A 22,289-nucleotide genomic window follows, 5' to 3' on the forward strand; every position below is an offset into this window, starting at 1 on the left:
CAGCTTTCCGAATTAAAGAATTTGCTTGGCGACCATAGCGATTTGGACCCACCTGATTTCCATGCCGAACTCAGAAGTGAAACGAATTAGCGCCGATGGTAGTGTGGGGTTTCCCCATGTGAGAGTAGGACATCGCCAGGCTTTAAATATTGTTACCCGTGTAAACGTGTAACCACATCATCAGTGTACTAATCTGACGATGACAATTTGTGGAGAGATGGCTGAGTGGTTGAAAGCACCGGTCTTGAAAACCGGCATACGTTAATAGCGTATCTAGGGTTCAAATCCCTATCTCTCCGCCACATTGAAAAGCCTCGCTAGAAATAGCGAGGCTTTTTTCATTGTTTAAGCCCGTTGCTCACGCAACGGGCTTTTTGCGTTTTATGGCTAAGCTTTATACCGATCTTTGGTATGCTATAGAAAACACGTCAAATGCAGTTGCCGATGATTAATAACGTAAACCTCGCCGATATTCGCTCTTTTGTGTTAATTGCCCAGCTTGGTAACTTCACTAAGGCTGCGGAATCACTTAACGTCTCTCGCTCTCATGTCTCGCGCCAGATCTCTGCCTTGGAATCTCGTATGGGAGTGAGTTTAGTCACCCGTACAACCCGATCATTGAAATTAACCTACGCTGGGGAGCGCTTCTATAAGCAATGTGAGTCAGCACTGATGCAGGTTGAGCAAGCTTTGTTAGCCGCGGTTGATGATACAGAGCAGGTACAAGGTCATATTCGCATCAATAGTGTTGGCGGGCCTTTAGGAGAGGATGTCGTTGCCAATTATGTCGGCCAGTTTATGCGCCAACATCAGGATATTACCGTCGAGATAGATTTCTCTAGCCCGCGAATCGACTTGATTGAAGATCAGTTTGATATCGCTTTCCGCATGGGAAAACTCGAAGACGCAAACTTTATTGGTCGCCACCTAAGTGATATTGAAATGGTGACCCTAGCCAGTCCCGATTACTTGGCGACTTCTGGTGAACCAGAGCACCCGAAACAACTGTTAGAGCACCGAGTTTTGCGCGGTTCAGTAACTCGTTGGAGTTACCAGCATCAGGCAGATGAGAGTCGTTATGAAGTTTCGGTATCAGCACATCTAGTATGCAAGAATGGGCGGGCGCTCGTTGCTGGCGCCTTGCAGGGCAATGGTATTATCCGTGTACCTGCGATGTATTGTATGAATGAAATTGAGCAAGGCTCTTTAGTGCCAATTATGCGTAATTGGAAAGTTGAGTCGGTCCCTTTTTATGCCATTTATCATCGCGACAAGTATCAGCCTAAACGGCTAAAAGCGTTTATTGACTTCATGCAGCAGCAATTTAAGTAAACCTAGTTTAAGCGCGCGTAGCGGGTACAAAAAAGCCGACAACAATGTGTCGGCTTTGGTATGTAAGGCTAAATTAAACGCGATTTGAAACCTTGTCTTTTAGCGCTTGTTTTTCTGCGTCTGAGATGAACGCTAGTTCAAGGCCATTGATTTGCGCTTGGCGAATTTGCTCTTGAGATAGACCTGCTTGAGGTGCAGCAACTTCATATTCGTAAGGAAGCTCAATACCTTCAACCGCTGGATCATCAGTGTTTAGGCAGGCTAGAACGCCGTGCTCAAGGAACTGCTTCAGAGGGTGGTTGGTTAGTGACTCAACCGTGCTAGTTTGGAAGTTAGATGTCAGACATGACTCAATACCAATGCGGTTTGCCGCTAGGTAGTCCATTAGCTTAGGATCATGGATAGCTTTAACACCGTGACCGATACGTGTTGCACCAAGCTCTTGGATAGCTTGCCACATACTTTCTGCACCAGCCGCTTCACCAGCGTGTACTGTTACATTAAGGCCTGCGTCTTTTACTTGCGCGAAGTGCTTAACGAAGCGATCGCCTGGTTGACCCAGTTCATTACCCGCTAGGTCAACAGCGACAATGTGATCTTTCTGAGTCAGGATTGCATCTAGCTCTTGCTGACATGCATCTGTACCAAATGTACGGCTCATGATGCCGATTAGGTTCGCCTTGATGCCAAAGTCACGCATACCAGCTTGAACGCCATCTACAACCGCTTCAACTACGCCTGCTACTGGAAGCTTGTGTTTCATCGCCATGTAGTATGGAGAAAAACGCAGCTCAGCATAATCGATTTGAGCGTTAAGTGCGTCTTCAACGTTTTCGTAAGCAACGCGGCGACAAGCGTCGAGGTCACCCAGTACAGCAACACCCCAGTCTAACTTTGAAAGGAACGCAACAAGTGATGGCTCCGCTTCAACGATTTGAACGTGCGGAGTAAGAGACTCGACATCGTAAGCGGGTAGAGCAACACCAAACTTCTGACCTAGTTCTAGGATTGTTTTTGTGCGGATATTACCATCAAGGTGACGGTGCAAATCAGTGAGAGGAAGATTTTTGGTTATCATTATCGTCGTTCCAATTAAATGAATTGAGCTAAGTATAAGAATCAAAGACAGAAGTGTCAGTAGATTAAGAGCATAAAACCAACCATATATGTTGGTTTTTATTTCATGTTAACCAAATCTGTTGGCCATTCATCGAATGGGACTGGCCGGCTATACAGAAATCCTTGCCCTTGTTGGCAGTTGAGTTGAGTTAGCATTTGCGCTTGCTCTGACGTTTCGATACCTTCTGCCACTAAGGTTACTTTCATGCCCCGCGTCATGTTAATGATGGCAGCGACAATTGAAGTATCTAACTCTTGAGGTGAGAGTTTATCAACAAAGGTACGATCGATCTTGATGCAGTCAAATGGCAGCTTATGTAAATACGCCAGTGAGCTATAACCAGTACCAAAGTCATCAATGGCAATGTGAACACCTAAATCCCTGATTGCCTGCATGTTTTGTAAGGTCACAGGATCGTTATCAACAATGCGTGACTCAGTGATCTCTAAGGTTAGATTGGTTGGATTCAAGGTTGATTGAGTGAGTATTTTTTGCAAGGTTGAGATGAAATCTGGCTGTGAAAGTTGATTCACCGACACGTTGACGTGCATGTGGAAATCAGAGTTCCACTTACCTGCTCTAATACCTCGTACCGTGTCATTACACGCTTGCAGTAGAATTTGTTCTCCAACCGCCTCGATTAAGCCACTCTCTTCTGCTATTGGGATGAATTCTAATGGCGAAATCAGCCCAGACGATGGCGACAACCAACGTGCAAGCGCTTCAGCACCAATTACCTCGCCACTACTGAGGTCAATTAGAGGCTGGTAGAAGGGGACAAATTCTTTATGTTCAATCGCGTCTTTAATTTTCGCGACCATCAAGGTGCGTTTACGCGAAATGTCTGCCATTTCAGGACGATAGAAGCTGATATTCGACAGTTCTCTTTTGGCATTGCTAAGAGCGATACTGCCATTACGTAGCCATAACGTCATATTGAAATCCGGGCCACTCTCGACCACGCCAATAGATACACTGATGACGACATTGTCTTGCCCCATGATAAAAGGGGAAGCAAACACTTGATGAATACGGTTGGCCGCTAGCACCAGATCTTGCTCAGTTTGCTTTTTCGATGTGTAGATGGCGAATTCATCACCGCCTATTCTGGCTAGATAGTGATCTTCAGAATATATGGAATGTAACCGCTGAGAGATGTTGATGAGTAGCTGGTCACCTTTGTAATGACCTAGACTGTCATTGATATCACGAAACTTTTTGATACCGACTAGCATCAAAGAGCCATTGAGGGCTGGCAGCTTATCACAGCTATCAATAAGGCCTTCTCGGCTATATAGCTTAGTCAGAGAATCATAAAGCAACTGGGAACGCAGTGCGCGGAATGAGGCTTTGAGGTTATTGGCCATTTCATTGAACGCATACACTAACATGGTTGTTTCGTAGATATTGCCGGGCTGGGGCATGGTACTTTCCCAGTCCCCTTTAGCTAGATGTTTTGCTGCACTAGCGGTTGAAGTGATCGGTGCTACGACCCTGTTGAAAGCAAATAAGCCCAACGCAATACCAATCAGACTGGCGATGATACCAATGATCCAACTGTCTCTTTGGCTTTCTGGGAGTTTACCGAGCAAGTCAGATTCTGAAATCGCAACACCGATATACCACTTAAGGCCATGTTCATCCACATAGGGAGTTAAATGGTTAAAGTAGCGCTGATTATTTATTTCAAGAGCGAAGCGTTGGAAGCCATCTTGGGAGTAAAGCCCATTGGCTTGAGAATATTTAGCATTGGCTTTTACGATCGGGTTCGCGCTTTCGGTTGCTAGGAGGCGCTCGCCTTTTTTGCTGAAAGGTGTTCCCCAAGAAATAACGGTGCCATTAGTTGAATGAGCAACCAATCTTTTCTTGTCGTCCACAAGGTAAATAACAGCATTGGTCTGCAGCTGTTGGTCTTTTAGAAATAAATTGAAGGTGTCAATTTTGACGTCTGTGACAACCACTCCTTGAAAGTCTTGGTCATAAAATACTGGGGTCAGGGCTGATAGGGTAATTTCTTGTCTTTCATCTGCGTTGGTGTAGATCGATGACCACATAGGCGTGAGACTTTTGGCCACAGGCGCATACCAAGGGCGAATACGAGGGTCATAGCCATTGATTACAGAACGTATATCTTGGCTGATAGTCTGGCCACGATAAATCACCAACTGCTGCTCGGTTCGGTCATCTTGAACCATTAAGGTGTAAGCTTTGTTCGGCTCTTTCCTAAAGCCAATATACTCAGCACCCTCGCCACCATAGCCAATAACGTCTAATTGAGGGATAGAATCATAGAGTGAGCGAAATGAAGTCAGGAAGTAACGTTCAATGTCACTGGTATCTCCCCGTTGGTAGAGGCGATTGAAACTGATTGAGTGGCTCAGTGCTAGGCTTGCTTGAAAGGGTTCATTAAGAAAGCGATTTAATTCAAGGGTGACGTTAGCTGTTAAAGCGGATAATTGCTTATCACTAATATCAACGACCATCTCTTCATAGCTATGCTTCTGGACAGTCACTATTACCCCGATAGTAATGATGAAGATCATTACAAAAGGCAGTACTACCGCAGTTCTTAGCGTGATTTGTGTAGTCGCTGACATAAATAGTTTTCTATTATTACCGTATTTAGTATTGTATCTTTTATGGTAAATGCAAGCGAGGCTTTTGGTCAAAAAATAGGTAACCTCGCTCTAACTATAAATAGAATAGAGTAAATATTACCTATTAGTGCTAACGAACTTGGTTGGTGCTGAGTGAGTTGCTAATTAGTAAGCTCCTTTAGCTTGCGCGTTAGCGTGTTGCGCCCCCAACCTAAAACCTTTGCTGCATCCTGTTTATGGCCATTGGTATGTTCTAATGCCGCTTCCAAAAGTATACGTTCAAATTCAGGAAGTGCGTAAGAGAGAAGCTCCGTATCGCCCTGAGTGAGTGAATTTCTCGCCCAGCTTGCCAGTTGTTGCTGCCATGTGCCTGATACTGCTTGCTCTCCGATGGCCTTTTCTTCGAAAAGTTCAGGAGGGAGATCGCTTGGCAATACCTCCGTTCCGCTCGCCATAACAGTTAGCCAACGGCAGATATTTTCTAGTTGGCGAACGTTACCTGGCCAATTGAGCTGAGTCAGTTTGTCTGCTGTCGATGGGTGGAGCGTTTTAACATCAACCCCTAACTCTTCTGCTGCAAGGGCCAAGAAATGTAATGCTAGCTTTTCAACGTCCTGTTTACGCTCGCGTAATGCGGGGATCTGAATACGAATCACATTTAGCCGGTGAAATAGGTCTTCGCGAAAGTCACCTTTGTGCACCAACTGCTCAAGATTTTGGTGAGTTGCCGCTACGATTCGCACATCGACTTTGATCGGCGAATGGCCGCCAACACGATAAAACTGTCCATCGGCGAGTACCCTTAGCAGACGAGTTTGAATATCCAGTGGCATATCGCCTATTTCGTCTAAGAAAAGTGTGCCGCCATTAGCCTGCTCAAAACGCCCCTGTCTAACACTGTTAGCCCCAGTAAATGCCCCTTTCTCATGGCCAAAAAGCTCAGATTCGATTAAATCCTTGGGGATTGCCGCCATATTGAGTGCAATAAAGGGTTTGCTGGCTCTTGGGCTATGGCGGTGCAAGGCATGGGCGACCAGTTCTTTACCGGTGCCGGATTCACCATTAATCAGTACCGAGATAGAAGAGCGTGAAAGCCTGCCAATGGCACGAAACACTTCCTGCATTGCTGGCGCTTCACCAATAATCTCGGGAGGGGTGTAGTCCTCTTCCGCTAATGAGGCTTGATCTTGCTTTTGCTCTTGGCTGTGAGCAATTGCGCGTTCGACCAGCGTCAGTGTCTCATCAACATCAAATGGCTTAGGTAGGTATTCAAATGCACCTTTTTGATAGGCGTTTACCGCTGCATCAAGATCGGAGTGCGCCGTCATGATAATCACCGGCAGTTCAGGAGAGCGATCGTTGACTTGTTTTAACAGCTCCAAGCCATCCATTCCCGGCATGCGAATATCAGAGACGAGTACATCAGGAGTTTCACGTTCGAGCGCCATCAGCACGCTTTCTGCATCCGAGAAGGTCTCGCATTTAATGTTGGCCGAAGAGAGTGTTTTCTCCATCACCCAGCGAATGGAGCTGTCGTCATCAACAACCCAAACATACCCTTTACTCATAGTCTCTTCCTTCCAGCAATGCCAATAACGTCAAATTAAATCGGTAAATATATTGTGAATGTTGTTCTACCAGGCCAGCTCTCGACATCGATCTTACCTTGGTGTTGGTCGATAAGGTTTTGGGCGATGGATAAACCTAGCCCTGTGCCACCTTCTCGCCCACTGACCATTGGGTAGAAAAGGGTATCTTGTAGATCGGCGGGAATGCCTGGCCCGTTATCGATGATTTCGATACGTGCGGCGAGTTTGCAACGCTGACCGTGGATATTGGCTTGATGCACCGTTCTGGTGCGAATGGTGATTTGGCCATTATCTTGAGCTCGCAAAATTTGTCCGGCGTTACTTACAATGTTGAGCAGCGCCTGCTCAATTTGCGCCGCATCCATTAAGATTTCAGGCAAACTTGGATCGTAGTCCCGCTCAATTTCGATGCTTTGATTGGCTTCCAAGTCGACCAGCTGGCGAACTTTCTCTAAGATTAGATGCAAGTTTTCCTGCTTCTTCTGCCCAGGTTTTTGTGGGCCTAGCAATCGGTCGACTAAAGCTCGGAGACGATCAGCTTGCTCGATAATGATTTGGGTATATTCAGTGAGGCTAGGATCTGGCAGTGTTCTTTCCAGCAACTGAGCGGCACCTCTTAAGCCACCCAGCGGGTTTTTTATTTCATGCGCTAAACCACGGACCAACAATTTGGCCGCTTGTTGTTGCGCATGTTGGTTGAGCTCTTGGCTAAGGCGACGCTGCTGACCGATTTTTCGCATTTCGACCAACAGCATTAACTCTTTATTCCACTCTATCGGGCTGACCGTGACCTCAAGCATCAGTGGCTTACCATCGACGACAAAAGTCACGTCACTGTCTGTAATGCTTTGCCCGCTTTGTAACGGCTGAGAAAGTAAAGCGAGGTCCATAGAGGCGTGTTGAATTAGGTGCGACAGTGGGTGCTCAGTAATTCGCTTGGCGCTTTGAGAGAAAAGCTGTTCTGCCGCTGGATTGGCATACTTCACCTGCAACGATTCGTTCATGATCAAAATCGAAGTGACTTGGTGATTTAAAATAATATCGTTTAGATCGCTATCCACTGCCTTTCCCTATCCTTGAATTCCTTTGCACTAAGTTGGTGCAAGTCATTTTTCAAGTATGGCGCATTCAACAAGAGAACTGAAGTGAAATAGTGAGATGCCTCAAGCTTTCGGGGCTATCGGCACGGGTTTCACTGTTGAGCGTTGTAAATGCACCGTAATAGCTTGAGACGATGCAATAAGCTTGCCGTTCCTAACTACTTGAATAACCAATGAGTGTGAGCCACGGTCGATGTTTTTTAACTGCCAATTCGGGTTTGTTGTCGCTGCACCATATTTTTCGCCATTGAGGGTTAATTGCAGCTGCTCTCCTGCTACCAACTCACGACTTAACACTGCTTGTACCGTGATTGCACCATTATTGTTTCTTAGCGCTTCATCGTTGTTAGGGGCGGTGATGGTGACCGATAGGGGCTTAGGAGTGGCTATTTGAGTGTGAAGTGCTTGTACTTCTGCTTGTTGATAGGGTTCTAACTTAGGAAGAGCGGGCTGTTCAAGGTTGGGTAACTCGATAGCTTGAGCCTGATTATGATTTGGCGCATCGTCAAAATGCAAGGTGCCGTCTTGGTCGGTCCAAGTGTAGATGGTTTGGCCGTTTGATAGCGCACTAAACAGTAGCGCGATGACGCCCAAGAAACTGGTGACTTGCATTGTTCGCCCTCATGTTGTGATGGCAACATACTAGCAGCGGCGCTTTTACTTAGGGCAATAGAAAAGGCTCGCCTGCGAGGCGAGCCTTAAATTCATGCAACACGATCGAATGTTAGCAATGAAAGTCGATTATACAGAGTAGTAAAGTTCGAACTCTAGTGGGTGAGTTGTCATGTTTACTTTCTCTACATCTTCAGATTTCAGACCGATGTATGAATCGATGAAGTCGTCAGAGAATACACCGCCAGCTGTTAGGAACTCACGGTCAGCATCTAGTTCTTCTAGAGCGTCTTTTAGTGAGTAAGCCACTGTTGGGATCTCTGCAGCTTCTTCAGCTGGTAGATCGTAAAGGTCTTTATCCATTGCTTCGCCTGGGTGGATCTTGTTCTTAATACCGTCAAGACCAGCCATTAGCATTGCTGCGAAACATAGGTATGGGTTAGCCGCTGGGTCACCGAAACGAACTTCGATACGACGCGCTTTCGGGCTTGGTACCACTGGGATACGGATAGAAGCAGAACGGTTACGTGCTGAGTAAGCAAGCATAACAGGTGCTTCAAAGCCTGGTACAAGACGCTTGTACGAGTTAGTTGATGGGTTAGCAAATGCGTTGATTGCGCGAGCGTGCTTGATGATACCACCGATGTAGTACAGAGCCATTTCAGATAGGCCGCCGTACTTGTCACCAGCAAATAGGTTAACGCCATCTTTTGCTAGAGATTGGTGAACGTGCATACCAGAGCCGTTATCACCAACTAGTGGTTTAGGCATGAATGTCGCAGTCTTACCAAACGCGTGAGCAACGTTGTGTACAACGTACTTGTAGATTTGGATTTCATCCGCTTTAGTCGTTAGAGTGTTAAAGCGAGTCGCGATTTCGTTCTGACCTGCAGTTGCAACTTCGTGGTGGTGCGCTTCAACAACAAGACCCATCTCTTCCATGATTAGACACATTGCAGAGCGGATGTCTTGTGAAGAGTCAACTGGTGCTACTGGGAAGTAACCACCTTTAACGCCTGGACGGTGACCTTTGTTACCTTCTTCGTAGTCAGAACCTGTGTTCCAAGCTGCTTCCACGTCGTCAATCTTGAAGAAAGAACCAGACATGTCAGTTGCGAACTTAACGTCGTCAAATAGGAAGAACTCTGGCTCAGGACCGATAAGTACTGTGTCAGCAACACCAGTAGAGCGCATGAAGTCTTCAGCGCGCTTAGCGATAGAGCGTGGGTCACGGTCATAACCTTGCATAGTAGCAGGTTCAAGGATGTCACAACGGATGTTTAGCGTTGCATCTTCTGTGAATGGGTCAAGAACCGCTGATGATGCGTCAGGCATCATTACCATGTCTGACTCGTTGATGCCTTTCCAGCCAGCAACAGAAGAACCATCGAACATCTTACCTTCTTCGAAGAAGTCTGCGTCAACTTGGTGAGAAGGTATAGAGATATGCTGCTCTTTACCTTTAGTATCAGTAAAGCGTAGGTCAACAAACTTAACTTCGTTTTCTTGGATCAGCGATAGAACGTTTTCTACTGACATCTTGGATAACCTCCAGTGTTATTAATTCGGTATTAGCGTGATTTGAAATAAATCCAGCATTGATTAATTTCATTTATATCGTATTAATCGATGCTGATTTTACTAAAGCCAAAACCGTGCCAAAAAATTATTCCATTAATTTTCAATAAATTAGCGGGCTAAGTGTGAAAGTGGTGCACTATTTTGCACCAAAATGATCTTGAGTTGCACTGTAATGGTGCATTGGTGTGGTTGTGCACCAATAGTAAACAAAATCGATTCCATTCAGCCGAGTTTTGCCCTTGATGTCAATGAGGATTTCTCCTTACTCGGAGGCAGCTTGCGTTTCATCAATAAATTATCTTCGCAAAAGTAGCGAATCAGATCACATATTTCTGGGTTTTTCGCTAGAATCTGGTACATTATGGCCGTTTTTTTAATCAAATAAGTTTGCCGAGATTTTCGGCGAGCTACTTATATCGAGCGAATCAAATCCATGGCTACTCCACAGATTGATAATTTAAGAAATATCGCGATCATCGCGCACGTTGACCACGGTAAAACAACACTGGTTGATAAACTACTACAACAATCAGGTACTTTAGAGTCTCGCGGCGAAGCTGAAGAGCGAGTCATGGACTCAAACGACATCGAAAAAGAGCGTGGTATTACCATTCTTGCTAAGAACACAGCAATTAACTGGAATGATTACCGCATCAACATCGTAGATACTCCGGGACACGCGGACTTCGGTGGTGAAGTTGAGCGTATCATGTCTATGGTTGACTCTGTGCTACTTATCGTTGACGCAGTTGATGGTCCAATGCCACAAACGCGTTTCGTAACGCAGAAAGCATTTGCTCACGGTCTTAAGCCTATCGTTGTAATCAACAAGATTGACCGCCCTGGCGCTCGTCCTGACTGGGTTATGGATCAAGTATTCGACCTATTCGACAACCTAGGTGCAACTGACGAACAGCTAGACTTTAAAGTAGTTTACGCTTCAGCACTAAACGGTTGGGCTTCTCTAGAAGAAGGCGAAACTGGCGAGAACATGGAACCACTATTCCAAACTATCGTTGATGTTGTTGATGCACCAAATGTTGACCTTGATGGTCCACTACAGATGCAAGTTTCTCAGCTAGACTACAGCTCTTACGTTGGTGTTATCGGTGTTGCTCGTGTAACTCGTGGTAACGTTAAACCAAACCAACAAGTAACGGTTATCGGCGCTGACGGTAAGACTCGTAACGGTAAAGTAGGCACAGTAATGGGCTACCTAGGTCTTGAACGTCACGAAGTTGCTGAAGCGAATGCGGGTGACATCATCGCGATCACAGGTCTTGGTGAGCTGAAAATCTCTGACACTATTTGTGCACAAAACGCTGTAGAAGCACTACCTGCACTGTCTGTAGATGAGCCAACAGTAACAATGACGTTCCAAGTAAACACTTCTCCGTTTGCGGGTAAAGAAGGTAAGTTCGTAACGTCTCGTAACATCCTTGAGCGTCTAGAAAAAGAACTTGTTCACAACGTAGCACTACGTGTTGAGCAAACAGACGATCCAGACAAATTCCGCGTATCAGGCCGTGGTGAACTTCACCTATCAATCCTGATCGAAAATATGCGCCGTGAAGGCTTCGAGCTTGCTGTATCTCGTCCAGAAGTAATCATCAAAGAAGAAGATGGTCAACTAATGGAACCGTTTGAAACAGTAACGATTGACGTTCTTGAAGAGCACCAAGGCGGCATCATGGAAAACATCGGCCTACGTAAAGGTGAGCTGAAAGATATGGCACCAGATGGTAAAGGCCGTGTTCGCATGGACTTCGATATGCCTTCTCGTGGTCTTATCGGTTTCCAAACTGAGTTCATGACGCTAACGTCTGGTTCTGGTCTTCTATACCATACGTTTGATCACTACGGTCCACACAAAGGTGGCCAGATTGGTCAGCGTATCAACGGTGTTCTAATTGCGAACGCTGCAGGTAAAGCACTGACTAACGCACTGTTTAACCTTCAAGAACGTGGTCGTCTATTTATCGGTCACGGTGTAGAAGTTTACGAAGGTATGATCATCGGTATTCACAGCCGTGATAACGACCTAACAGTAAACGCACTGAAAGGTAAGCAGCTAACTAACGTTCGTGCATCAGGTACTGATGACGCACAGGTTCTTACTCCGCCAATCAAGCACACGCTTGAGCAAGCTCTAGAGTTCATCGATGAAGACGAACTAGTAGAAGTAACGCCTGAAAGCATCCGTATCCGTAAGAAATTCCTAACGGAAAGCGATCGTAAGCGTGAAGCGCGTAACGCTAAATAATTTTAGCGCCTAGATAAAAAAGCCCCGAGTAGTGATACTGCTCGGGGCTTTTGTTATTTAAGGGACTATTTTTGCTAGAGTTCGAGAGCCAGCTCGATAAAGCGAACGCGCTCTTCTAGCGACATAAACGGTACTTCAACCACCTCAAAGCCGAGCTGTTGATAAACGTCGACTAAGGCATTGTGAATCGCTATAGCGCCTTCAAATGGGTAAGGTCTCACTTCATCTTGAACATAGATGCTGCGCTCTGGGCGACAGAAAAAAGCTTGTCGATGATAGCCTTTGCTTTCAGCCTGGTAGCGAGGTTCTATTTCTAATCCTGCTTGCTGTAAATAACCACAGATATCAGGAATCGCCCGATCGAGAAACGCCACCTCATGTTGGCTGGCTTGCTGCTTCTGCTCAGTCATCGCAGCAAGGCATAAGCGAGCAAACCCTGGCAGATCAAGCCAAGGTAAGACGCCGTTAGTCAATTGGCTTTGCTCTTCAATCAACTGACGGGAAGATTCAGCAAAGGTCTGATAGCTATTGGCGCTGAGCGCATCGATCAGCGTGGTCTTGCCTGCACCTGGTCCGCCAGTGATGATGATAGGTTGCATTGATTTGGCTTACTTCTGATTTAAGCGATCTAAGAACTTATCAGATTCTGCAATCGCCGCGTTCATCTGCTTAATTGCGTATTGAATGTCTTGCTCAAGGTTAGTGAACTCACCTTGAAGTGCGCCAATTGCGCTAGCATTGAGGTTATGCTTCAAGTAGAGCGTATTATCGCGCAAGGTGTTCAATACTGGCGTCATCTTGTCTTCAGCGCGCTTCATCGCTGATAGCATGGTTTTGTATGAACGCTGCGTCTCTTTTAGCTTTTGCTCGCTCGCACGGCGTAGTGAGCTACTGGTGTAGAGTTCCAGTTCATCTTGCCACTCGGAAAATAGAGCATCTGAGACATCTTCAATCGCGGCAATACGATCGCTAACGTCTTGGGCTGCTTTCTCACTATCTTGATACTTGTCGTTGATCTGGTTATAAACCGTTTCAAGTTCACCACCGTCAAAGTTGGTCAGTGCGGAAAGAGCTTCAAGGGCGCTAGTAAATTCTTGCTGTGCGTCCTGTTGTGACTCTTTGGCGTCCTCAACGCGATCCACCATAATGTCGCGTTTGTGGTAGCCTACTTGTTCCATCGCAGAGTAATAGGCTGATTGACATCCTGTCAGGGTGAAAATAGACAATACAATAGCCAGTAAGTACGGCATGATGGGTTCCTTTCCTTTAGAATTAGAATGTTAGGATGACTGAGTTGATAGGGAGATACAAGTTGAAAATCGAGTCATTGGTCAAACAGAGTCTGTTATTTGGGCGCTATCTATTGAGCCGAATGGGCCATGATAGAGTCAACGTAAATGCTGGCTATCTGGCCTACATCACTTTGCTCTCGATTGTCCCAATGCTGACGGTTTTACTGTCGGTGCTGTCTTCATTTGCCATTTTTGAAAATGCCGGCGATGCAATTCAAGATTTTGTCATTACTCATTTTGTGCCAGCGGCGGGAGATGCGGTAAAAGGGGCGTTGCTCGAGTTTGTCTCCAACACCGGCAAAATGAGCGCTGTTGGTGGTGGTTTTCTTTTTGTTGCTGCGCTGATGTTGATCTCCAACATCGATAAAAACCTCAACTATATTTGGCGGGTTCAGCAAAAACGCCGCGCGGTATTTTCCTTTTCGATGTATTGGATGGTGTTAACGCTCGGCCCAATTCTAGTGGGTGCGAGTATTGCGGCCACCTCGTATGTTACATCACTAAAAATTCTCGAGAGCGAAGCGGTGTCTGGGGTATATAACCTGCTGCTACGCTGGCTACCATTTTTGTTGTCACTGTTTGCGTTTGTCGGGCTATACCTGTTGGTGCCAAATAAAAAGGTGCGCATTTCGCATGCCTTAATTGGTGCGATTGTCGCAGCGCTGTTATTCGAAGCAAGTAAGAAAGGCTTCGCTGCCTACATTACTCAGTTCCCATCTTATCAATTGATTTACGGTGCCTTAGCGGCGATTCCAATCTTATTTGTGTGGGTCTATCTATGTTGGTTGATTGTGCTGGTGGGGGCTGAAGTCACGGCTGCGCTGGGGGAAAGGGAACAGTGGTGCGAGTGCGAAGAAATGGTACACTCTGCGGAAAGTTTAACAACACAGCAAGTAGAAGGAAAAGGCAGTGATCGCACTGATTCAGAGAGTAAGTGAAGCAGCAGTTCGTGTAGATGGTGAAGTGGTTGGCGAGATCGACCAAGGTCTACTGGTACTGTTGGGCGTTGAGAAGGACGATGATGAAGCGAAAGCAAAGCGTCTGATGGAACGTGTCACTACTTATCGTGTATTCGGTGATGAAGAAGGCAAGATGAACCTCAACGTTAAACAGGTTGAAGGGAAAGTGCTGGTTGTCTCTCAATTTACGCTGCCAGCGGATACTAAGAAAGGTACGCGCGCAGGGTTCTCTCGTGGCGCCCATCCGGCGGATGCTGAGCGCTTATATGAGTACTTTGCTGACCGTTGTGCTGAAGTGTTACCGACTCAACGTGGCCGCTTTGCCGCGGATATGAAAGTCTCTTTGGTCAATGATGGCCCCGTGACCTTCTGGTTGCAAGTATAATTACAAGGCTAGTAGAGAGGTTCACACCTCTAGAAAAAGGATTTACATGTTTAAGCTGATTACGCCGAAGACAGAAAAACAACTCAACAAGTACTATCACTTCCGTTGGCAAATGCTGAGGGAGCCGTGGCGCATGCCGATCGGCTCAGAGCGTGATGAGTACGATCCGATGGGGCTGCATCGGATGATTGTTGATGGACGCGGCCGACCAATGGCGATAGGTCGCTTATACATTACCCCTGACAGTGAAGGCCAAATCCGTTTTATGGCGGTAAAAGGTAACCGACGCAGTAAGGGTATGGGATCATTAGTGCTTGTTGCGCTCGAGTCGTTAGCTCGTCAAGAAGGTGCTAAGCGCTTGGTGTGTAACGCCCGTGAGGACGCGATTTCATTTTATGAGAAGAATGGTTTTGAGCGTCGCGGCGAATTAACCGATGAACGTGGCCCAGTAAGACACCAGCAGATGGTCAAGCAACTTGACCCAATGGCCAATGTACTGCGCAAACCTGAGTGGTGTACCGAGCTACAAGAGCGTTGGGAGCATCAAATTCCTATCAGTGACAAGATGGGGATTAAGATTAACCAGTATACCGGTTATCAATTTGAGTGCTGTGCACAGCTCAATCCCAACCTCAATCCACACAATACTATGTTTGCCGGCTCTGCTTTCACCCTTGCTACGTTAACGGGTTGGGGGATGACTTGGCTATTGATGAAAGAGCGTAACCTAAGTGGTGATATTGTATTGGCAGATAGCCAGATTCGTTATCGCCAACCGGTTACCCAAAACCCAGTTGCATCGACCTCTTTAGACGGTATCAGTGGTGACTTGGATCGCTTAGCATCGGGGCGTAAAGCACGGATTGTTATCCATGTAACCATCTACAGTGGCGATCAAGCTGCGGTCGAGTTTATCGGCACTTATATGCTGATCCCAGATTATAAAGTGGTACTCGGTCCTGACTCGGGCTCAGAATCCTGATCATCCTCTACCTGTGGCGCTTTAGGCTCAGTATGCTTTGGAGTGTCACAGGTTTCTTTAATCACATTTTCCCCATTAATTAGATCGGACCAAAGTTGTAAGCAAGGTTGCTCAGATTTGAGTAGCAGAGTCGCAAACTGAGGCTTGGTTAGATCCATTTCCCCAGCGAGTTGGGTTGCCCCTTTGCTTGAGTGAACGGCAATACGTCCGCGATCTGCTTTGATTTGAATCTCATCAAGGTCAAGCTTTTGCTTATAGCTCTGCTCTCCATCGATGCTTTTCGCTTCAAGACTTGCTTGGCGCAGGTAGGCGGTTACCTTTCCAGAAAAGCTGTGTGACAGCATCGAGTAGTCGCCAGATAAACCATTTAACTCAACTTCAACTTCGGCCGCGCCAGAAAGTGCAAAAGGTAAATAGTGTTGCAGGTGGTATTGGTCGAGGGGAAGACCATCGGCATGAATGGAAAATTGCCAAGGCGCACTGACACTGTTTCTATCCCATGTCCCATTCGCTTCAATATAGCCCTGCTCTAGGGGTATAAAGGCGCGCTCCAAGGTTAACTTACGTTGGTTGGCAAAAGCACTCACATGCGCTTGAGTGGTTAACAGTTTATCAATACTGGCTGAATTAGCGCTAAGTTCTAACCGCCCCTCGAATAAGCCCAATTCATTTTGCTCGATTAGCGTAAGGTCACTTCCTTCTATGGTCAGCCCAGAGACTTGCCAATAAGGTTTATGTTCAACTTGAATCAATTGAGTGTTGTTGACCTCTAGAGAAGCAATAGAAAGGCGCTGTAATGGAGAGAGTATCTCGCGGATAGTAGGAGCTAGCTGCTCAGTATCTTCTAACCATTTCACACCGGTAATCAATAATTGGTCGAGTGCGACCTGCTTCGGTGTCAGCTTACCTTGTAGCTGCACTCGTCCTTGCTTGAAGTCACTGTCGAACTCATCGATGCTAATTTGATCATGAGTTAAGGTCACTTTTGCTCGCGGAGAAAACACCGCTAAGCTCGGATGGCGAATACTGTCAGCATTAAACGAGGCATAACCTTGCTGTTGTTGCCATAACGGCTTATCGAGTGAGAGAGCTTCAATCGAGGCATCGAGATGTTTGAATTGCCACAAACCGTAAGAAAACGAGCTATTGAGAATATCGAGACTATTGATGTGATAGATCGGCAGATTGAAGTTAGCCAATGTGGTGAGCAAGGGGCTGATTTGCTGCGACTCGGAGAGCGATAGCTTGTCAATCGTGAAATTAATCAGTGACCAGCCTTGTGGATATTGCTCTGCTTGGCCTGAGATGTTCGCGCCGCGCCAATTGAAGGAGCTGCCAAAGATGGTGCTGTCTTGATTCTGGTAGCGCATATCCACTAAGAGATTGTCTAATGCTTCGCCATGCATGTAGAGCTGCTGCGCGGATAGTTGAATATCTCCGAAAGGTAGTTGTTGATCTTCAGTTTGCCACTTTGGTTGCTCGATTTGGAGATTGACGCCGCGTGCTGACCAGCGCGGACCACTAATATCGGTCTCTTTTAGTGCTAGCTGGTGGAGGCTCAACTGTGACAGTAGTGCCGATTGGTTATGTTTGAGGTTGAGAGTTGCGCCCTCAATCAATATTGAGTCAAAGGCGAGCTTACCGTTTTGCCAAGGTTGTTGGCTTAGCCATAAGGTCAGTTTAGGCAACGATGTACTCGCTTCATCTTGGCCGATAACAACATCTTCAAGGGTTATTTGCAGCGGAGGCGTATAACTCGCTTTGTTGGCTGTCACTTGGTATGGGGTGAGCTGATTAAGCAGCGTATTGACGACTTGTGTAGCGTAGCGCGTCTGCATCACCGTATACAGGCCAACAGTAGCCAGAGCGATAATGCCGACAATAATCAGCGTGAGCAGCAAGAGTGCTTTCTTCACAGTAACCCACATTCCTATAGTGAACAGTGTTACTAGCTTGGAACACTTTTTCATTACAAGCAACAAAAAGCCCCTCGAAAGAGGGGCTTAGCTAAACATTTACCGTCGATATCACTAATCTAGCTGAGGACCTGCTGCAACCAGTGATTTACCTTCGTCATTGTCAGTGTACTTATCAAAGTTGTTGATAAAGCGGCTTGCGAGATCTTTCGCCTTGCTTTCCCACTGTAGCGGGTCAGTGTAGGTATCACGTGGATCTAAGATGCTAGAGTCAACATCATGCAGCGCCGTTGGTACTTCAAGATTGAAGATAGGAATGTGTTTGGTTTCAGCTTGCTCGATTGAACCATCTAGGATCGCATCGATGATGCCGCGCGTATCTTGGATTGAAATACGTTTACCGCTGCCATTCCAGCCAGTGTTTACTAGGTAAGCTTCTGCACCAGCGGCTTCCATACGTTTCACCAGTACTTCTGCGTACTTCGTTGGGTGTAGCGTTAAGAACGCTGCGCCAAAACAAGCAGAGAAGGTTGGCGTTGGCTCTGTAATACCACGCTCAGTACCTGCTAGTTTAGCGGTAAAGCCAGATAGGAAGTGGTACTTAGTTTGCTCAGGCGTTAGCTTAGATACCGGTGGTAGAACGCCAAATGCATCAGCAGAAAGGAAGATCACCTTGTTGGCATGACCAGCCTTTGATACTGGCTTAACGATGTTTTCAATATGCTCGATTGGGTAAGAAACACGGGTGTTTTCAGTTTTTGAACCGTCATCGAAGTCGATTGAACCGTCAGGGCGAACCGTTACGTTCTCTAGTAGTGCATCACGACGAATTGCGTTGTAGATGTCTGGCTCAGCTTCTTTTGACAGCTTGATGGTTTTCGCGTAACAACCGCCTTCAAAGTTGAACACGCCGTCGTCATCCCAGCCGTGCTCATCATCGCCGATAAGCTCGCGTTTAGGATCGGTCGATAGCGTAGTCTTACCTGTGCCAGAAAGGCCAAAGAAGATTGCCACATCACCGTTTTCTTTACACTTGTTGGCACTACAGTGCATAGAAGCAATGTCTTTCAGAGGAAGGAAGTAGTTCATCATTGCGAACATGCCTTTCTTCATCTCACCGCCGTACCAAGTGCCGCCAATCAATTGCATGCGTTCAGTAAGGTTAAATACAGTGAAGTTTTCCGAGTTTAGGTCGTGCTCTTCCCATTTCTGGTTAGTACACTTAGCACCGTTCATTACCACGAAGTCAGGTTCGAAAGTCGTTAGCTCTTCTTCGCTTGGGCGAATGAACATGTTTTTCACAAAGTGCGCTTGCCACGCCACTTCAGTGATCACACGAATGCTAAGACGAGTATCAGGGTTTGCCCCACAGTAACCGTCGATAACAAATACACGTTTAGCTGAAAGTTGCTCTGTTACTTGCGCCTTCAGATCATTCCATACAGCTTGGTCGATAGGTTTGTTATCGTTTTTCACTGTATCCGACGTCCACCACATATGTTCTTCAGTGGTTGCGTCTTTAACGATGTATTTATCTTTTGGTGAGCGACCAGTAAAAATACCGGTATCAACTGCGACAGCACCTAGCTCAGTTACGACGCCTTTTTCGTAGCCTTCCAGATCAGCGCGAGTCTCTTCTTCGAACAACATTTCGTAGCTAGGGTTACGAATAACCTCTTTTACGTTATGAAGCCCGTGTTTGGTAAGATCAATTGTTGCAGCCTTAGTATGTTCCATAACGGTCATAGGTGCTCCTTATCGGAATATTTTGTAGGGATTTTGTAATAATTTTTTAATTTTTATCTGCTCACCATGCTAGCAATGGGCCTCTTAGAAAACAGGGATATAGCTCAAAAATTATCCGTAATTTTCTTGGGGTTTTAAGCGACTCATCACATATTGGTACGGTTAGTTTATCGTGTGCGCAAAGCTTTGCGCTAGGGCAAAAGTATTATTATTTGTCTAAAATTAACAGGTTGTTTTATTACGGGGGAGGCTAGGTAATACGGGGCTTTGATCACAAAAAGGCCAGCGTGTGCTGGCCTTTTGAAAGGTAAATTACAGGCTTGCTATGCCATAAAAATTAATGCAGCTTATTTTCGCCTGAAGTTGCGTGTGAAAACAGCTCTTCTACGTCCGCCGAGTTGAACGAATAGTTCGTGCCGCAGTAATCACAATGTAAAGAAATTGAACCAATCTCTGCCAAAATGTCATTTACTTCCGCGCGATCGATAGTCACGATTGCTGCGCCACTACGCTCACGAGAACAGCCACAGAAGAACTCAACAGGTTGAGGATCAAACAGGCGTACTTTTTCTTGGTTGTAGAGACGGTAAAGTAGTTTGCTTGCTTCTAAGCTAAACAGCTCTTCATTTTTAACCGTATTGGTCAGCTGTTCTAGGTGCTCAAAATCATCTGGTGAACCAGTGCCATCAGGAACCACTTGAATCAGCATACCAGCAGCGTGAACTTTGCCTTCGTGCTCACCAGTACGTAGCCATAGGCGAGTTTTAAGCTGTTCAGAGTTAGCGAAGTAGCCCTCTAGAACCTCAGCTAAGTTATCGCCTTCCAGTGCAACGATACCTTGGTAACGTTCGCCTTTCTTAGGATCGATAGTGATCACTAAGTAGCCTTTACCCATCATGTCGTGGATTGTCGCGTCATCGGCGATGTCACCCTCAAAACGAGCAACACCACGGATCTTCTGGTCGTGATCGCCATTAATTACCGCGAGAGATACCGGGCCATCACCTTGCAGCTGCATAGTGATCGAACCTTCGAACTTTAATGTCGCGGTTAGTAGAGTTGTTGATACCAATAGCTCACCTAGCAGCTTCTGTAGTGCTGCAGGGTATTCCTTGCTTGAAATAATTTGCTGGTAAGCTTCATCCAACTGTACCAACTCACCACGTACTGAAAGGTCTTCAAATAAGTAGCGATTCAAAACATTGCTTGCCATGTGGCGATTCCTCGTAAATCTGGTAGAGCTTATTGGTGTTTAAATTTAATGATGTCGCGGCGCTGCTTCTTGTCAGGGCGGCGATCTGGGCTCGGGTTATGTGCATGAAGTTTACGCTGCGCTGCGTTTTCTTCGCGTTTGCTTACACTCTCAGCGGTTTCTGAGTAGAGCAGTTGCGCTTCCGGAGCCCCGCGTCGCTGGTCAGAGATTGTTTCAATCACCACGATTTTTTCTTCGTGGCCTTGTCTTAGAGTGATCACTGCACCAAGTTCGACCGCTTTGCTAGGTTTACTGCGCTGGCCATTATAATGGACTTTACCACCATCGACCATGTTTCGAGCGATGGAACGAGTCTTGTAAAAACGCGCTGCCCATAGCCACTTATCGAGTCTTACTGCTTCGGTTTGGGAACCCATTGTGCCTTGTACCCTCTAAGGTAATGAATCTTTGATTCCAAATAGATGCTGTAACAATGGTGATGGATGTAGCATTTTTCAAGCGAGATCAAAAAAAAAGGGCATAGTGAAATTGAGTAAGTGGTGTTTGACGTTTAGCTTGTTTCATAGTCTGATACAATGATCAGCTAAGTTAATTAATAGGTAACCAATACCGACCAGTGTGTTGGAGTGGCCATCGGCCAGCTTAATGATGTAACGAATGGATCAGACTAACAGTAAGGATAGTGAGTGAAGCAAAACAGTGCCCAAGCACTATATAAGCTCAGCGAATCGTTAAAGGAACCGCACGTTCAGCAGCGCGCTAGCTATACCATTATGATTGCATTACTGGCGATCAGCGCGTGGATTATTGGTCAAATGATTTGGCAACCATGGAGCTCTCCGTCGGTATCTCAATGGCGCCCGGTCAACGTGACCCAAGGTAGCAGTGAGTCCGCCGCAGGTATCGATATCTCAGAACTGCAGAATAGTCATTTGTTTGGTGAGCTAAATCAGACCGCGCCTGTTGTGGAGCAACCTAAGCTGCAAGATGCGCCTAAGAGCCTTCTCAATGTAGTCTTGGTTGGTACTGTGACCAGTTCTGCTCCAGAAAAAAGCCTAGCGGTGATCGCCAATCGTGGTCGTCAGGCGACTTATGGCATTAATGAGGCGATCGAAGGTACTCGGGCGAAACTAGTTCAAGTTCAGTCTGATCGCGTGATCATTGATAACTCTGGACGCAATGAAACAGTGATGCTGGAAGGCTTGAAGTACAGCAAACCTGAAGCTGCACCTAAGAGTAAAGCAGAAACAAGCTCGACTCGCAGCCAAGTGCCGGCAGAAGCTTTAGAGAAGATTCGCCAAGAGATTCGTCAAGACAGTTCAAAGATTTTCCAGTACGTGCGTATGTCGCAAATAAAGAAAGATGGCGACGTAGTGGGATATCGCTTGTCACCAGGCAAAGATAAAGCGCTGTTCGAGTCAGTTGGTTTGCAGCAAGGTGATATTGCCGTGTCAATTAACGGCTTAGATTTAAAAGATCCCTCGGTAATGAGTGAAATCTTTAAGAATTTGTCTCAACTAACTGAATTAACGCTGACAGTAGAACGTAATGGTCAGCCGCATGAGATATACATTGAATTATAAGAGTGTCGCACACAGTGGC

Annotated in this window: 18 protein-coding genes, 1 tRNA gene and 1 rRNA gene; 8 read left to right on the plus strand and 12 right to left on the minus strand. The window is 46.2% G+C overall.

Annotation, left to right across the window (positions count from 1 at the left end; genetic code table 11):
- Window positions 1-24: 24 nt before the first annotated feature.
- The 3 genes from rrf to ELS82_RS02870 all read left to right on the plus strand — a co-directional run bounded on the left by rrf (window position 25) and on the right by ELS82_RS02870 (window position 1,332).
- Window positions 25-141 (plus strand): 5S ribosomal RNA (rrf, locus tag ELS82_RS02860).
- A gap of 70 nt (window positions 142-211) precedes the next feature.
- A tRNA-Ser gene (locus ELS82_RS02865) sits at window positions 212-302 on the plus strand.
- A 142-nt stretch (window positions 303-444) separates the two neighbouring features.
- On the plus strand, window positions 445-1,332 hold the full coding sequence (locus tag ELS82_RS02870) for a LysR family transcriptional regulator (protein ID WP_134834154.1): 888 nt from the start codon (window positions 445-447) through the stop codon (window positions 1,330-1,332).
- Between the two features lie 73 nt (window positions 1,333-1,405).
- Here the strand turns inward: ELS82_RS02870 and add are convergent, their stop codons facing one another.
- The 6 genes from add to glnA all read right to left on the minus strand — a co-directional run bounded on the left by add (window position 1,406) and on the right by glnA (window position 9,889).
- The gene (add, locus tag ELS82_RS02875; protein WP_134834155.1) at window positions 1,406-2,410 is read right to left on the minus strand and encodes an adenosine deaminase; all 1,005 of its coding nucleotides are present in this window, start codon (window positions 2,408-2,410) and stop codon (window positions 1,406-1,408) included.
- A 98-nt stretch (window positions 2,411-2,508) separates the two neighbouring features.
- Window positions 2,509-5,049 carry a phosphodiesterase GepA gene (gene gepA / locus ELS82_RS02880; protein WP_134834156.1) on the minus strand — a complete coding sequence of 847 codons (2,541 nt, stop codon included), beginning with the start codon at window positions 5,047-5,049 and terminating at the stop codon, window positions 2,509-2,511.
- 161 nt (window positions 5,050-5,210) lie between these two features.
- Window positions 5,211-6,617 (minus strand): nitrogen regulation protein NR(I), encoded by a 1,407-nt coding sequence (gene glnG, locus ELS82_RS02885; RefSeq protein ID WP_134834157.1) that lies wholly within the window; start codon window positions 6,615-6,617, stop codon window positions 5,211-5,213.
- 35 nt (window positions 6,618-6,652) lie between these two features.
- On the minus strand, window positions 6,653-7,699 hold the full coding sequence (gene glnL, locus ELS82_RS02890) for a nitrogen regulation protein NR(II) (protein WP_053438683.1): 1,047 nt from the start codon (window positions 7,697-7,699) through the stop codon (window positions 6,653-6,655).
- Between the two features lie 102 nt (window positions 7,700-7,801).
- Window positions 7,802-8,350: a DUF4124 domain-containing protein gene (locus ELS82_RS02895; protein WP_134834158.1), complete on the minus strand. Its 549-nt coding sequence runs from the start codon at window positions 8,348-8,350 to the stop codon at window positions 7,802-7,804.
- 129 nt (window positions 8,351-8,479) lie between these two features.
- Window positions 8,480-9,889, minus strand: a complete 1,410-nt coding sequence (glnA, locus tag ELS82_RS02900; protein WP_134834159.1) for a glutamate--ammonia ligase — start codon at window positions 9,887-9,889, stop codon at window positions 8,480-8,482.
- A gap of 475 nt (window positions 9,890-10,364) precedes the next feature.
- Here glnA and typA point away from each other — a divergent pair, with 475 nt between their 5' ends.
- Window positions 10,365-12,194: a translational GTPase TypA gene (gene typA / locus ELS82_RS02905; RefSeq protein WP_134834160.1), complete on the plus strand. Its 1,830-nt coding sequence runs from the start codon at window positions 10,365-10,367 to the stop codon at window positions 12,192-12,194.
- A gap of 74 nt (window positions 12,195-12,268) precedes the next feature.
- Here typA and ELS82_RS02910 read toward each other — a convergent pair whose 3' ends face one another.
- Both ELS82_RS02910 and ELS82_RS02915 read right to left on the minus strand, forming a co-directional pair.
- Window positions 12,269-12,793 carry an AAA family ATPase gene (locus tag ELS82_RS02910; RefSeq protein ID WP_134834161.1) on the minus strand — a complete coding sequence of 175 codons (525 nt, stop codon included), beginning with the start codon at window positions 12,791-12,793 and terminating at the stop codon, window positions 12,269-12,271.
- A 9-nt stretch (window positions 12,794-12,802) separates the two neighbouring features.
- Entirely contained in the window at window positions 12,803-13,444 is a 642-nt protein-coding gene (locus ELS82_RS02915; RefSeq protein WP_053438688.1) for a DUF2959 domain-containing protein, read from the minus strand.
- A gap of 62 nt (window positions 13,445-13,506) precedes the next feature.
- Between ELS82_RS02915 and ELS82_RS02920 the strand changes: the two genes are divergently transcribed.
- The 3 genes from ELS82_RS02920 to ELS82_RS02930 are packed head-to-tail and all read left to right on the plus strand — an operon-like array spanning window position 13,507 to window position 15,812.
- A complete protein-coding gene (locus ELS82_RS02920) occupies window positions 13,507-14,424 on the plus strand; it encodes a virulence factor BrkB family protein (RefSeq protein WP_134834162.1) in 918 nt (305 codons plus the stop codon).
- Entirely contained in the window at window positions 14,396-14,830 is a 435-nt protein-coding gene (gene dtd / locus ELS82_RS02925) for a D-aminoacyl-tRNA deacylase (protein WP_134834163.1), read from the plus strand. The genes ELS82_RS02920 and dtd overlap by 29 nt, the downstream gene beginning before the upstream one ends.
- Before the next feature lie 46 nt (window positions 14,831-14,876).
- Window positions 14,877-15,812 (plus strand): bifunctional GNAT family N-acetyltransferase/hotdog fold thioesterase, encoded by a 936-nt coding sequence (locus ELS82_RS02930; protein WP_134834164.1) that lies wholly within the window; start codon window positions 14,877-14,879, stop codon window positions 15,810-15,812.
- Here ELS82_RS02930 and ELS82_RS02935 read toward each other — a convergent pair.
- The 4 genes from ELS82_RS02935 to hslR form a co-directional block, all read right to left on the minus strand.
- Window positions 15,770-17,728 (minus strand): AsmA family protein, encoded by a 1,959-nt coding sequence (locus tag ELS82_RS02935; protein WP_134834165.1) that lies wholly within the window; start codon window positions 17,726-17,728, stop codon window positions 15,770-15,772. The genes ELS82_RS02930 and ELS82_RS02935 overlap by 43 nt on opposite strands.
- Before the next feature lie 114 nt (window positions 17,729-17,842).
- Window positions 17,843-19,474 carry a phosphoenolpyruvate carboxykinase (ATP) gene (gene pckA, locus ELS82_RS02940; protein WP_134834166.1) on the minus strand — a complete coding sequence of 544 codons (1,632 nt, stop codon included), beginning with the start codon at window positions 19,472-19,474 and terminating at the stop codon, window positions 17,843-17,845.
- A 337-nt stretch (window positions 19,475-19,811) separates the two neighbouring features.
- On the minus strand, window positions 19,812-20,687 hold the full coding sequence (gene hslO / locus ELS82_RS02950; protein WP_134834167.1) for an Hsp33 family molecular chaperone HslO: 876 nt from the start codon (window positions 20,685-20,687) through the stop codon (window positions 19,812-19,814).
- A 29-nt stretch (window positions 20,688-20,716) separates the two neighbouring features.
- Window positions 20,717-21,103, minus strand: a complete 387-nt coding sequence (gene hslR / locus ELS82_RS02955; RefSeq protein ID WP_134834168.1) for a ribosome-associated heat shock protein Hsp15 — start codon at window positions 21,101-21,103, stop codon at window positions 20,717-20,719.
- 270 nt (window positions 21,104-21,373) lie between these two features.
- Here hslR and gspC point away from each other — a divergent pair, with 270 nt between their 5' ends.
- Window positions 21,374-22,270 carry a type II secretion system protein GspC gene (gene gspC / locus ELS82_RS02960; protein WP_134834169.1) on the plus strand — a complete coding sequence of 299 codons (897 nt, stop codon included), beginning with the start codon at window positions 21,374-21,376 and terminating at the stop codon, window positions 22,268-22,270.
- Window positions 22,271-22,289 lie beyond the last annotated feature (19 nt).

This window comes from Vibrio ouci (genome assembly GCF_004551525.1).
GTDB lineage: Bacteria > Pseudomonadota > Gammaproteobacteria > Enterobacterales > Vibrionaceae > Vibrio > Vibrio ouci.